The sequence below is a fragment of the Stappia sp. G46H5W genome (genome assembly GCF_058448995.1).
In genome coordinates, this window is record NZ_JBZFLL010000003.1 from 516011 (window position 1) to 528458 (window position 12448).

11 protein-coding genes are annotated in these 12448 nt (G+C 69.7%); 5 read left to right on the forward strand and 6 right to left on the reverse strand.

Annotated elements, in window-relative coordinates:
• Window positions 1-12: 12 nt before the first annotated feature.
• The 4 genes from ACVJ6E_RS12590 to ACVJ6E_RS12605 are packed head-to-tail and all read right to left on the reverse strand — an operon-like array spanning window position 13 to window position 2858.
• Window positions 13-1257, reverse strand: coding sequence for a CCA tRNA nucleotidyltransferase (locus tag ACVJ6E_RS12590; protein ID WP_120266997.1), 1245 nt, complete (start codon window positions 1255-1257; stop codon window positions 13-15).
• Between the two features lie 25 nt (window positions 1258-1282).
• Window positions 1283-1543, reverse strand: coding sequence for a DUF6111 family protein (locus ACVJ6E_RS12595; protein WP_199680951.1), 261 nt, complete (start codon window positions 1541-1543; stop codon window positions 1283-1285).
• Window positions 1543-2202: a CoA pyrophosphatase gene (locus tag ACVJ6E_RS12600; RefSeq protein ID WP_491676465.1), complete on the reverse strand. Its 660-nt coding sequence runs from the start codon at window positions 2200-2202 to the stop codon at window positions 1543-1545. The genes ACVJ6E_RS12595 and ACVJ6E_RS12600 overlap by 1 nt, the downstream gene beginning before the upstream one ends.
• Window positions 2203-2237: 35 nt before the next feature.
• The gene (locus ACVJ6E_RS12605) at window positions 2238-2858 is read right to left on the reverse strand and encodes a DUF1285 domain-containing protein (RefSeq protein WP_199680950.1); all 621 of its coding nucleotides are present in this window, start codon (window positions 2856-2858) and stop codon (window positions 2238-2240) included.
• Between the two features lie 206 nt (window positions 2859-3064).
• Between ACVJ6E_RS12605 and ACVJ6E_RS12610 the strand changes: the two genes are divergently transcribed.
• Genes ACVJ6E_RS12610 through ACVJ6E_RS12625 form a run of 4 tightly spaced genes read left to right on the forward strand, consistent with a single transcriptional unit; the run spans window position 3065 to window position 9952 of the window.
• Complete coding sequence (locus ACVJ6E_RS12610; RefSeq protein ID WP_120266996.1) at window positions 3065-4069, forward strand: AAA family ATPase; 1005 nt, start codon at window positions 3065-3067, stop codon at window positions 4067-4069.
• A 6-nt stretch (window positions 4070-4075) separates the two neighbouring features.
• A complete protein-coding gene (locus ACVJ6E_RS12615) occupies window positions 4076-5032 on the forward strand; it encodes a DUF58 domain-containing protein (protein WP_120266995.1) in 957 nt (318 codons plus the stop codon).
• Complete coding sequence (locus tag ACVJ6E_RS12620) at window positions 5029-7863, forward strand: DUF4159 domain-containing protein (protein ID WP_120266994.1); 2835 nt, start codon at window positions 5029-5031, stop codon at window positions 7861-7863. The genes ACVJ6E_RS12615 and ACVJ6E_RS12620 overlap by 4 nt, the downstream gene beginning before the upstream one ends.
• A 10-nt stretch (window positions 7864-7873) precedes the next feature.
• Window positions 7874-9952, forward strand: coding sequence for a hypothetical protein (locus ACVJ6E_RS12625; RefSeq protein ID WP_120266993.1), 2079 nt, complete (start codon window positions 7874-7876; stop codon window positions 9950-9952).
• Window positions 9953-10043: 91 nt separating this feature from the next.
• Here ACVJ6E_RS12625 and ACVJ6E_RS12630 read toward each other — a convergent pair whose 3' ends face one another.
• A complete protein-coding gene (locus ACVJ6E_RS12630) occupies window positions 10044-10556 on the reverse strand; it encodes a GNAT family N-acetyltransferase (protein ID WP_120266992.1) in 513 nt (170 codons plus the stop codon).
• A 419-nt stretch (window positions 10557-10975) separates the two neighbouring features.
• Between ACVJ6E_RS12630 and ACVJ6E_RS12635 the strand changes: the two genes are divergently transcribed.
• On the forward strand, window positions 10976-11953 hold the full coding sequence (locus tag ACVJ6E_RS12635; RefSeq protein WP_120266991.1) for a glutathione S-transferase family protein: 978 nt from the start codon (window positions 10976-10978) through the stop codon (window positions 11951-11953).
• A 4-nt stretch (window positions 11954-11957) separates the two neighbouring features.
• Here ACVJ6E_RS12635 and ACVJ6E_RS12640 read toward each other — a convergent pair whose 3' ends face one another.
• Window positions 11958-12431, reverse strand: coding sequence for an NUDIX domain-containing protein (locus tag ACVJ6E_RS12640; protein WP_491676466.1), 474 nt, complete (start codon window positions 12429-12431; stop codon window positions 11958-11960).
• Window positions 12432-12448 lie beyond the last annotated feature (17 nt).

The following is a 12448-nucleotide window of genomic DNA, read 5'->3' on the forward strand; positions in this document are numbered from 1 at the left end:
GCCCGAGCCGTCTCAGGCCCGGCCGAGCACCGCCGAAACCAGCGCCGCCCGGTCCAGCGAGAAGCCGCTGTCGATCCAGCGGCTCTCGGCCAGCCGCAATCCCTCGCCGACCTTCGGCCCCGGTGCGACGCCGGCCTTCGTCAGGTCGCCGCCCGTGACCGGCAGCCTTGGAACATCGAGTGCCGCCACCGCCTCCAGCAGCGCGCGAAGGCCCGCATCCTCCGCGGCCAGTCCCGCCTCGGCAGCGGCCAGCAGCACACCGTCGCCCGCCGCCTCGCGGCCATGGCGGTAGAGCAGCTCCAGTGCTGCAAGGCGCACGGCCTCAGGATCGGTGTTCCATGGCTTTGCGCGCGCCATGTCGGCCGCAAGTCGGGCCGCCTTCATCCGCCGCCGCTCGGCATTAGACAGCCGCAGCCGGTCGGCCAGCGCGTCCAGCTCCGCTTCACCTCCGTCGCTGAGGGCAGCAAGCGCCAGTGCCGGCTCGCGCGTGTTGGCGCCAAGCCCATCGAATGCCCGCAAGCCCCTGAACGGGGCGAGCCCGCCATGCGGCACCATCACCAGCGGCATGATGCCGGCGTCCGCCATCGCCTCCAGCGTCGCGACCGCGCCGCGCGCGCCGACCAGCTTGCGCATTTCCATGCCGATGCGCTCGGCCGAAAGGCCGGACAGCCCGTCCTTCAGCCTGGCACAGGCGGCCAGTCCCTTGGCATCGGGCGTGCCTTCGCCGTATTGGGCATGAAAGCGGAAGAAGCGCAGGATGCGCAGGTAGTCCTCGCCGATGCGCCGGTCCGCCTCGCCGATGAACCGCACCCGCCGCGCCGCAAGGTCGGGCAACCCGCCGACCGGATCGAACAGGGCGCCGTCGCGTGCGGCATAAAGCGCGTTCATGGTGAAGTCGCGCCGCTCGGCATCGTGCTGCCAGTTGCGGCCGAAGCGCACGGTGGCGTGCCGTCCATGCGTCTCCACGTCCTCGCGCAAGGTGGTGACCTCGAACGGGCGCCCGCCGCTGACCACCGTTACGGTGCCATGGTCGACGCCGGTCGGCACCGCCTTCAGCCCCGCCGCCTCGACCCGCCGGATGACGGTGGCAGGCTCGGCCGTGGTGGCGATGTCGATATCGCTGACGGGAACGCCGAGCAGCGTGTTGCGCACCGCTCCGCCGACCACCCGTGCCGCATCGCCCTCCTGCTCGAGCGCGTCAAACACGGCCTGCAGGTCGGGCGCGCCCAGCCAGTCGGCCTTGATCAAATCGTCCATGCCGCCTCCCAGCGACTGCTGCCGGCTATTCGTAGCGGCCGGGGATGAACTGGCCGTCGCGCATTTCCGCCGGCCGATAGCTCATCCCCTCCGGCAGGCCGCCATGCACCGTCAGCATCACCAGGCCGCCGATGACCAGCAGGCCGCCGGCAATGACCAGCCACAGCATCGGCCCATCGCGCCAGTTCTCGGAGGTCTGGGCCTTCTTGTTGAGGAACAGCCAGATCGCGAAACCGATGAAGGGCAGCGAAAACAGCAGGAGTTGAGTGAGAATGATACGCAGCATCAGCGGCACACCGTGTCATAGAGGAGACGGAGGATACCGGCGGTAACCCCCCAGATGTACCGTTCGCCATAGGGCATGGCATAGAAATAGCGGGGCTTTCCGGCGAAGATCCGGGACTGCCGGAGGTGGTTGACGTCGTTCATCAGGAAGCGCAGCGGGACCTCGAAGACCTCCGCCACCTCGTCCGGATTGGCGGAGATTGCCGCTTTCGGCGACACCAGGCCCAGCACCGGCGCCACCCGGTAGCCCGAGCCGGTCAGATAGGTCGGCAGCACGCCGATCGGCTGCACGGCCCGCGGCGCAAGGCCGATTTCCTCGTTCGCCTCGCGCAGGGCCGCATCGATGGGCCCGTTGTCCTCCGGGTCGATCTTGCCGCCGGGCAGCGAGATCTGCCCCGCATGGCTGGTCAGGTGATCGGTGCGCTGGGTGAGAATGATGGAGGCCCCGGCCGGCCGGTCGACCACCGGGATCAGCACCGCGGCATCGCGCGGCGGGCGCTTGGCGAAGGCGAACGGCCCCATGTCCGGATTGAGGATGTGGTCGCCCACCTCGTCCATCGCGGCAAGCGCAAGACGCAGCCGCGCCTGCTCGGCAAAGGCTTGGGCACTGTCCAGCACGGCGGCCATCTCCGGCGCCATGCTCGATGACAGGTCCGCCACTGCCCGCTCCTTGCGTTCCCGCTCGATATCCAGGCTCACCCTGCCCCGCCCGTTTCCATATTCGCCTCGCCGGCCGCAACCGCCGGAAAGAAGACGCCGCCGCTCCATACGCCGAGCATGGCGCGTCCATCGACGTTGTGTTCCTCGAAGAGTTCGGCCAGCTCATAAAGGAGCGGCCGCGCCATCAGCGCATCCAGCCCCCCACGCACCCTGATATAGGGTTTCAGGCCGTCGGTACCAACTTCCCGTTCGAAACGAAGGGGATGGTCGGCATCCGCCTTCACCACATCGCCGACATTGGTGCGCAGGGTCAACAGCCGGTCGCGCCCCTCGCCTTGCGCATGCATCTCCACCGCGATGAAGGGCGCATCCTCAACCGTGATGCCTACCCGCTCGACCGGCGTCACCAGATAATGCCGCCCGTCCTCGTCGCGCCGCAGCACGGAGGCGAACAGCCGCACCAGGGCCTCGCGCCCGATGGGCGAGCCCATGTAGTACCAGCGGCCGTCGCTTGCGATCCGCATGTCGATGTCGCCGCAGAAGGGAGGATTCCAGCGTTCGACCGGCGGCGTGCCTCGCGTTTTGCCGGCGCGGGCGACGAGATCGGCCAGTCCGGCGGGCATCGTGCTCGTGTCCTCCGCCTGCCTTCGCGTCATCCCTGTTACATCTCCCATTGTCGCCGCCATCATTTGGCCCATACCCTATCATGACATGGGTTACCATTGCCGCATGGCTGGGTGAGTCCCGGACCGTTTCCCGCCGCAAGACTGCAACGGGGAGACGGCGGATGGCAACCGCGGGCCGGCCCCGGCGGAACGAGCGATGTCGCAGCTGCCGCGTGATCAGGAGGTATGAATCGACCATGAGCGCCGTCACTTCACCGGAAGTTGATCACGAGCAGGTCGCCCGCGATGCGGAGGCTGCGATGGAAAAGATCACCGCCGCCCGCACCGAGATCGCCCGCATCATCTTCGGCCAGGAAAGCGTCGTCGAGCGCGCGCTGGTGACCTTGCTGGCCGGCGGCCACGGCCTGCTGGTCGGCGTGCCCGGCCTTGCCAAGACCAAGCTGGTGGAAACGCTCGGCACCGTGCTCGGGCTCGATGCCCGGCGCATCCAGTTCACGCCGGACCTGATGCCCTCCGACATTCTCGGCGCCGAGGTGATGGACCAGGGCCGCGACGGCAGCCGCGCCTTCCGCTTCATCAAGGGGCCGATCTTCTCGCAGGTCCTGATGGCCGACGAGATCAACCGCGCCAGCCCGCGCACCCAGTCGGCCCTGCTGCAGGCGATGCAGGAATATCATGTCACCGTCGCCGGCCAGAGCTACGACCTGCCGCGCCCCTTCCATGTGCTGGCGACCCAGAACCCGCTGGAGCAGGAAGGCACCTACCCCCTGCCCGAGGCGCAGCTCGACCGCTTCCTGATGCAGATCGACGTGCACTATCCCGACCGCGAGGCGGAACGGCGCATCCTCATGGAGACGACCGGCGCGCAGGACGCGAAGGCGACCGCCGTCATGTCGGCGGAGGATCTCGTCACCTGCCAGCAGCTCGTGCGCCGCATGCCGGTCGGCGAGAGCGTCGTCGAGGCGATCCTCGAGCTCGTCCGTTCCGCCCGGCCGGGCGAGAGCGACGACGAGATCACCAGCCAGATCGCCTGGGGTCCGGGGCCGCGCGCCAGCCAGGCATTGATGCTCACCGTGCGCGCCCGCGCCCTGGTCGACGGGCGCCTCGCTCCTTCCGTCGACGACGTGCTGGCGCTGGCCGAGCCGGTCCTGCAGCACCGCATGGCGCTGACCTTCGGCGCGCGTGCCGACGGGCAGACGATCCGCGGGCTGATCGGCCGCATCAAGAGCCGGATCGGATAACGGCTCATGAGCGGCCTTGGGCGCTTCTCGCTCTCCTCGCCAGGCTCCGCGGCGCAGGACGATCATCAGGGAGCCGCCTGGCCGCAGGTCGTGGCCGGGGCGCGCTCGCTCGCCGAGGCCCTGCCCGATCTGCTGGTCGAAGCCCGCCAGGTGGCCATGACGATCAATGCCGGCTGGCACGGCCGCCGCCGCTCCGGCACCGGCGAGAATTTCTGGCAGTTCCGTCCCTTCATCGCCGGCGAGCCGGTGCGCCGCATCGACTGGCGCCGCTCCGCACGCGACGATCATCTTTATGTCCGCGAGCGCGAATGGGAGGCCGCCCACACCGTCTGGCTCTGGGCGGATCTCTCGCCCTCCATGGGCTTTCGCTCGCATCTGTCGCAGGTCCTGAAGCGCGACCGCGCCCTCGTGCTGCTGCTGGCGCTTGCCGACCTTCTCGCCGATACCGGAGAGCGCATCGGCCTGCCCGGCCTGCGCCGCCCCGCCGCCGACCGTCACGCGGCCGAGCGCATCGCCGATTCCCTCGGGCATCTCGCCGACCCGGTCAGCCTGCCGCCGACGGAGGACATCCGCCGTTTTTCGGAAGTGGTGCTGATCGGCGACCTGCTCGATCCGGTCGAGGAGACGCTGACCTGGATGCGCAAGGTCGCCGCCACCGGTGCCCGCGCCCATGTGGTCATGGTCCTCGATCCGATCGAGGAGACCTTTCCCTTCACCGGCCGCACCGAGTTCCGCGATCCCGAAACCGGCTTCAAGCTGACCAGCGGCAAGGCCGAGCAGTGGCGGCGCGCCTATCGCGACCGGCTGGAGGCGCACCGGCAGGCGCTGTCGGATGCCGCACGCCGCGCCGGCTGGACCTTCGTCGTCCACCACACCGACCGCCCGGCATCCGAGCCGATGCTGCTGCTGCACAGCCGCCTCAGCGGCATTCCGATCCACGGACCGGGAGGCGCCGGCCGATGAGCTCCTTCCTGCCCCTCGGCTTCACCGCGCCGCTCGTGCTCGCCGCCCTGCTGCTGCTTCCGGTGATCTGGTGGCTGCTGCGGCTGATCCCGCCGAGCCCGCGCCGCGTCTCCTTTCCGCCCGCACGCCTCCTCGCCGATATCGACAAGCGCGAGGAGACGCCGGACAACAGCCCCTGGTGGCTGACCCTTTTGCGCCTGCTGCTGGCCGCCGCGATCATTCTTGCCCTTGCCGGGCCGATCTGGCGTCCGCTTGCCGATGCACCCTCCGGCTCTGGCCCCCTATGGATCGTCCTCGACAACGGCTGGGCGTCCTCCTCGGGCTGGGAAACCCGCCGCCGCACGGCAGAACGGCTTGTCGAGACCGCCGCCGACACCGGCCGCCCGGTCCTGCTCGCCGCAACCGCGGAAGGGGCCGACCAGCCCCTCGTGCCTCAGAACGCCCGCGTCGCGCTGGAGCGGCTGCGCGTGCTAGAGCCGCGCTCCTGGCCGGCCAACCGGGGCGAGCTGACCATCGGCCTGCGCAAGGCAGCGCAGGAAACCCGTCCCGGTTCCATCGTCTGGCTGGCCGAGGACGCGGCGAATGCCGGCACCGCGCGCTTCGTCGCGGATCTCGGCGCCCTTGCCGGCGAGAACGAGCTCACCGTCATGACCGGTCTCGGCCGGCCCACCGTGCTCGCCGATGCCCGCAACGACATCGAGGCGCTGACCGTCTCCGTGCGCGCGGACGCCCCGTCCTCCACGCCGCGCACGATCCGCGCGCTCGACATGCGCGGCCTCACCCTGGGTGAAACGGATGCCTCCTTCGACGAGGACGGCGTGACAGGATCGGCCCGGTTCGACTTCCCCGTCGAGCTGCGCAACGACGTCGCCCGGCTGGAGCTGGTCGGCGAGGACAGCGCCGCCGGTGTGCAGTTGCTCGACGACCGCTGGCAGCGCCGCACCGTCGGCATCGTCTCCGGCGCCTCCGCCGATCAGGCACAGCCGCTGCTGTCGCCGCTTTATTATCTGGAGCGTGCGCTCTCGCCCTTTGCCGAGTTGCGCCGCCCGCGCGAGGAGAACCTCGCCGAAGCCCTGCCGGACCTGATCGAGCAGGGCGTCTCCGTCATCGTGCTGGCCGATGTCGGCCGCCTGCCGGAAGGCGCGCTGGAGGCGGTCGCGGCCTGGGTCGAGCAAGGCGGTGTACTGGTCCGCTTCGCCGGCCCGCGCATGGCCGGCGGCACCGACGATCTGGTGCCCTCGCCCCTTCGCGCCGGCGACCGGACGCTGGGCGGCAGCCTGTCCTGGGAACAGCCTCAACCGCTGGCAAGCTTTTCGGACACCTCGCCCTTCGCCCGCCTTGCCGTTCCGGCCGACGTGACGGTCAACCGGCAGGTGCTGGCCGAGCCCGGCCCCGATCTTGCCGACCGCACCTGGGCCTCGCTGGCCGACGGCACGCCGCTCGTCACCGCGTCGGCGCGCGGACGCGGCACGCTGGTCCTCTTCCATGTCACCGCCGACACCGGCTGGTCGAACCTGCCGATCTCCGGCACCTTCGTCTCCATGCTGCGGCGGATCGTGGCGCTCTCCTCGGCCTCCGGCGCAAGGGGCGATGGCAACGGCACCGCCTCCGCCTCGGGCACCGTGCAGGAACCGGCAGAGGTGCTTCTGCCGCCCGTGCGCGTGCTCGACGGGCGCGGCCGTCTCGGCCCGCCGCCGGCCTCCGCCCTGCCCGTCTCCGCCCGCCAGGGTGAGGTCGAGGCCAGCCGCCGTCATCCTCCCGGCCTTTACGGCAGCGACGATGCGTTCCGCGCGATCAACCTCTTCACCTCCCTCGATCAGGTCATGCCGCTCGATCTTGCCCCGATCGAGGGCGCCGCGACGGTCGCGCGCTATCCCACGACAGAGGCAACGGACCTGCGCCCGCTGCTCTTCATCGCCGCGCTGCTTCTGCTCTTCGCCGACGCAATCGCGATGATGTGGCTGCGCGGCGATGCGCAGGGGCTGCGCAGCCGCCTGTCCCGCGGCGCGGCCGTGCTGCTTCTCGCCGGCATTGCCGCAGCGCTCGCCCAGCCGCAGACGGCAAGGGCGCAGGACACGTCCGACGATCTGGCAGCGCTGGAGGCGACGCTCGACACCCGCCTTGCCTATGTGCTCACCGGCCAGCCGGACCGCGACGCCACCAGCCGCCAGGGCCTGCTCGGCCTCACCCGCTACATCTCCACCCGCACGGCGCTGGAGCCCGAGGCGCCCGTCGGCGTGGACATTGCGACCGACGAGCTCGCCTTCTACCCCGTGCTTTACTGGCCGATTTCCGAGACGACGCCGGTACCCTCGCCCGAGGCGCTGGCACGCATCGACACCTATATGCGCAACGGCGGCACCATCCTGTTCGACACCGCCGACCAGCTTTCGGCCGGGATTTCCGGTTTCGGCACCTCGCCGTCGGTGCTGCGCCTGCGCCAGGTGCTCGACGGGCTCGACATTCCCCCGCTGGAGCCTGTGCCCGCCGACCACGTGCTGACCAAGGCCTTCTATCTGCTGGAGAGTTTCCCCGGCCGCTATGCCGACGGGCCGCTCTGGGTCGAGGCGACGGAAACCCAGACCGCCGGTGACCGCCCGGTGCGCGCCGGCGACGGCGTCTCCCCGCTCCTGATCACCGGCAACGACTTCGCCGCCGCCTGGGCCGTGGACGAGGCCGGCAACCCGCTGTTCCCGACCATTCCCAACGATGCCATGCAGCGCGAATACGCCTACCGCTCCGGCGTCAACATCGTCATGTACGCCCTGACCGGCAACTACAAGGCCGACCAGGTGCATGTTCCGGCATTGCTGGAACGGCTCGGCCAATAGGAGCGATCCATTGATCTGGTCCCTCTCCTTTGCCCCTCTCGTGCCGCTCTGGGCGCTCATTGCCGCCGCTGTGGCGGCCTTGCTGCTCGTCGTCGGCGCGCTGGTGCTGCGCCTGCCGGCCTGGCCGTTGCGGGCGCTCGCCATGGCCCTGCTGCTTCTCGCGCTGACCGGCCCGGCGCTCGAGCGCGAGGACCGCGAGCCGCTCTCCAGCGTCGTCTCCGTCATCGTCGACGAGAGCCAGAGCCAGCGCCTTGCCGACCGCACCAGCGCCGCCGCCGAGGCCCTGACCGCCCTGGAACAGCGCTTCGCCGGCCTGCCCGGCTACGAGGTCCGGGTGACGCGCGCCGGTCGCGGCGACGGCGCCACGGCCGATGGCACGGCCCTGTTCTCCGCGCTCGCCGACAGCCTGTCCGACGTCCCCCCGGATCGCATCGGCGGCGCGGTGATGATCACCGACGGCCAGGTGCACGACATTCCCGCCCGCGCGGCGGACCTTGGTTTCAACGCGCCGCTGCACGCGCTGATCACCGGCCATGAGGACGAGATCGACCGCCGCCTTGCCATTGGCCGCGCCCCGAAATTCGCGCTCGTCGGCTCGCAGCAAGTCGTCACGCTGCAGCTGCAGGATCGCGGCGTGACAGGCTCCGGCGGCCGGGTTCCCATCGTGGTGCGGCGCGACGGCGAGGTCGTGTCCCAGCAGATGGCCCAGCCCGGCGCGAGCATCGACATTCCCGTCACCATCGCCCATGGCGGCAACAACATCTTCGAGTTCTCCGCCGAGGTGCTGGACGGCGAGCTCACCGACATCAACAACCGGGTCGTCGTCACCATCGAGGGCATCCGCGAGAACCTGCGCGTCCTGCTGGTCTCCGGCAGCCCGCATGCGGGCGAGCGCACCTGGCGCAACCTTCTGAAGTCCGACGCCTCCGTCGACCTCGTCCACTTCACCATCCTGCGCCCGCCCGACAAGCAGGACGGCACGCCGATCAACCAGCTCTCGCTAATCGCCTTCCCCACGCGCGAGCTGTTCTCGGTGAAGATCGACGAGTTCGACCTGATCATCTTCGACCGCTACGAGCGGCGCGGCGTGTTGCCCCTGCTCTATTTCGACAACATCGCCCGCTATGTGCGCGAGGGCGGCGCCGTGCTCGTCGCCGGCGGCCCCGACTACGCGGAAGGCGGCAGCATCTACCGCACGCCGCTCTCGCCGGTCCTGCCGGCAGAGCCCAGCGGCATGATCTACGAAGAGCCGTTCCGCGCCGGCATTTCCGAGGTCGGCAATCGCCACCCGGTGACGCGCGCCCTGCCCGGCTCCACGTCGGAGCCGCCGGCCTGGAGCCGCTGGTTCCGCCTGGTCGATGCCACCATCCGCAACGGCGAGACGCTGATGACCGGCGCCGAGGACAAGCCGCTGCTGGTGCTCAGCCGCGAGGGCGAAGGCCGCGTCGCGGTGCTCCTGTCGGATCATGTCTGGCTGTGGGCGCGCGGCTACGAGGGCGGCGGCCCGCATGTCGCGTTGCTGCGCCGCCTCGCCCACTGGCTGATGAAGGAACCGGATCTGGAGGAAGAGGCCCTGCGCCTCACCTCACGCGGACCAGAGGTCGTCGCCGAGCGCCAGACCATCGGCGAGGCCGTCGGCGACATGACGCTGACCCTGCCGGGCGGCGAGACGCGCAACCTCACCCCGACCGAGGTGTCGCCCGGCCTGTGGCGCGCCACCGCCCCGGCCCCCGATCTCGGCCTTTATTCCGTCGACGACGGCACCCGCAAGGCGCTGGTCCATGTCGGCCCGCCAAACCCGCGCGAATTCACCGACGTGCTGTCGACGGTGGAGACGCTTGCCCCCGTCGCCGGCGAAACCGGCGGCAGCGTCCGCCGCCTCGCGGGATCGGACGACCGGATCGTCGTGCCCCGGGTGGTGCCGATGCGCCGCGCGACCAGCTTTGCCGGCGACGGCTGGATCGGCTTCCGCACCACGGAAGCCAGCATCCTGCGCGGCATCGACCGCTATCCCCTGTTCCAGGGCCTGCTCGGCCTCGCCCTGCTGCTCGGCGGCGTGTCATTCTTGTGGTATCGCGAAGGGCGCTAGGCCGCGCTCCCTCGCAGGCCGCGCTCCCTCGCAGGGCCTGCGGTATCGCGGGATGGGGGCGCCAGGTCGCGCTATCGGGCGTGAAGGCGTATCAGGCCGCGACCGCGTCGCGGCCGCCGCGCACCTTGCCATGCGGCATCTCGCTGCCCGGCACCAGATTGGCGACCAGCAGCCGCGCCGGATCGACCGGCCCCGGCAGGGTGATCCGCCCCATCGGCACCGGCGCAAAGCCAAGCGGCCCGTAATAGGGCGCATCGCCGACCAGAAGCACGCTCTTCTCGCCCAATGCCTGCGCCGTCTTCAGCGCCTGGTTGACCAGCAGCCGGCCCAGTCCCCGGTTCTTGAAGGCCGGTGCCACCGCCAGCGGGCCGAGCAGCTGCGAGGGTGCATCGCCGATGGTGATCGGCGTCAGCCACACCGAACCGGCGAACACGTCGCCGCTCATCCCCACGAAGCTCAGCCGACGGTCGTGCTCAATCCCCTCGCGCAGACGGAAGGCCGTCTTTGCGAAGCGGCCCGGGCCGAAGGCTTCGGCCTGCAGCTCGAGAATGGCGGGAAGGTCGGAAGGCAGTTCGTTCCGGATAAGCCAGGACAGTGCGAGCATGGGTCGGATCTCGGTGATCGGTACGGTCAGGCGGAAACTTGTGCCCTCGATCCGCTCCGCCGGTTCATCCCCAACGCTCTAGACGGATCTCAAGGCACACGTGTGACGACGCGCGAGGGCTGGCCTCGTCGCAAGTCTCGTCGTCGCTGCCGTTCGATCCTGTTCATCGCGTCCTGCTCTCGCGGCATGCCATTCGGCATCCGCAGCAACCGGTTTCGGCCCGACCCGCATCCCGTGACTGGAATGGGTATCATGACCGGATGGGGTCGGTATCATGCAATGCCCGGACCGTAAAGCGCTTTTACGGCCCGAACAATCGTTCACTCTCCGTGAATGGTCCATTCGCGCGGTTGAAGGCGCGCGCCATGGCCCCATCTCCTATCGTGAACGAACAACGACACGGAAAAGGGACGCGCGACATGGGCATGCTGGTGGACGGAGTGTGGAAGGACGTCTGGTACGATACCAGCTCGACCGGCGGACGGTTCGAGCGAAAGGAATCCTCCTTCCGCAGCTGGGTCACCCGCGACGGCGCGCCCGGACCCAGCGGCGACGGCGGTTTTGCCGCCGAAAGCGGCCGCTATCACCTGATCGTCTCGTTCGCCTGTCCCTGGGCGCACCGCACGCTGATCTTCCGCAAGCTCAAGGGCCTGGAGGACAAGATCTCGCTTTCCGCGGTCCAGCCCCTGATGCTGGAGAACGGCTGGACCTTCGCGGAAGCGGAACCCGAGACCGGCGCCGAGGCCGCCTGGCAGGTCTATGTGAAGGCCAACCCCGACTATACCGGCCGCGCCACCGTGCCGATCCTCTGGGACCGCAAGACGCAGACCATCGTCTCGAACGAATCGGCGGAGATCATCCGCATGTTCAATTCCGCCTTCGACGACCTGCCCGGCGTCGACAGCGGCCTGGACTTCTTCCCTGAAGACCTGCGGTCGGAGATCGAGGAGGTCAACGCCCGCGTCTATGACGAGGTCAACAACGGCGTCTACAAGGCCGGCTTCGCCACCACGCAGGAGGCCTACGAGGAGGCGGTGACGACCCTGTTCACCGCGCTCGACTGGCTGGAGGACCGCCTGTCGCGCCAGCGTTATCTCGTCGGCGGCCAGCTGACGGAGGCCGACTGGCGGCTGTTCACCACGCTGCTGCGCTTCGATCCGGTCTATGTCGGCCACTTCAAGTGCAACATCCGCCGCATTGCCGACTATCAGGCGCTGTCCGGCTACCTGCGCGAGCTCTACCAGCACCCGGGCGTCGCCGACACGTGCGACTTCGCCACCATCAAGAAGCACTATTACGGCTCGCACGACACCATCAACCCGACCGGCATCGTGCCGCTCGGCCCGGTGCTGGACTTGGGCCGCCCGCATGGCCGCGACGCCCTCCCGAAGGGCTGATATCCTACCAACAGGGCGACGGCGGGCTTTCTCCGGAAAGCTCCGCAATGCGCCTCAGCGTCGCCGGGCTGGTGTCCGGCGGCAGCGCATCGGGCGCGAAGAACCCGGCCTCGCGGATCTCCCGATTGGGCGCCAGCGCGCCGTCGGGCACCTCCGCCACCGCCACCCGGTAGAGCGCGACATGGTCGCGGATGTGGTTGCGCCGGTTGTGGTAGACGGCGAACAGCACCGGCTCGCCGCCGATCACGCCGGTCTCCTCGTGCAGCTCGCGCAGCGCGGTCTCGGCCAGCGTCTCGCCCGCATCCACCGCCCCGCCCGGCATGTACCAGCCGGCCAGATAGGTGTGGCGCACCAGCAGCAGCCGCCCCTCCCCGTCCGTTGCCGCAACGCGCACACCGAGCGTCATCGCCCGCTGATAGCGCGTGAGCGAGAGCGCCAGCCGTCTCAGCGCCGTCATGCCCGGCAGGCTTCGCCTCATGCCTCGGTGTCCCTTTC

What these genes read in the sequence shown, in the direction of transcription:
- ACVJ6E_RS12590 (WP_120266997.1), bottom strand. Translation starts at nt 1,257, where the DNA reads ATGGACGATTTGATCAAGGCCGACTGGCTGGGCGCGCCCGACCTGCAG.
- ACVJ6E_RS12595 (WP_199680951.1), bottom strand. Translation starts at nt 1,543, where the DNA reads ATGCTGCGTATCATTCTCACTCAACTCCTGCTGTTTTCGCTGCCCTTC.
- ACVJ6E_RS12605 (WP_199680950.1), bottom strand. Translation starts at nt 2,858, where the DNA reads ATGACGCGAAGGCAGGCGGAGGACACGAGCACGATGCCCGCCGGACTG.
- ACVJ6E_RS12610 (WP_120266996.1), top strand. Translation starts at nt 3,065, where the DNA reads ATGAGCGCCGTCACTTCACCGGAAGTTGATCACGAGCAGGTCGCCCGC.
- ACVJ6E_RS12615 (WP_120266995.1), top strand. Translation starts at nt 4,076, where the DNA reads ATGAGCGGCCTTGGGCGCTTCTCGCTCTCCTCGCCAGGCTCCGCGGCG.
- ACVJ6E_RS12620 (WP_120266994.1), top strand. Translation starts at nt 5,029, where the DNA reads ATGAGCTCCTTCCTGCCCCTCGGCTTCACCGCGCCGCTCGTGCTCGCC.
- ACVJ6E_RS12630 (WP_120266992.1), bottom strand. Translation starts at nt 10,556, where the DNA reads ATGCTCGCACTGTCCTGGCTTATCCGGAACGAACTGCCTTCCGACCTT.
- ACVJ6E_RS12635 (WP_120266991.1), top strand. Translation starts at nt 10,976, where the DNA reads ATGGGCATGCTGGTGGACGGAGTGTGGAAGGACGTCTGGTACGATACC.
- ACVJ6E_RS12640 (WP_491676466.1), bottom strand. Translation starts at nt 12,431, where the DNA reads ATGAGGCGAAGCCTGCCGGGCATGACGGCGCTGAGACGGCTGGCGCTC.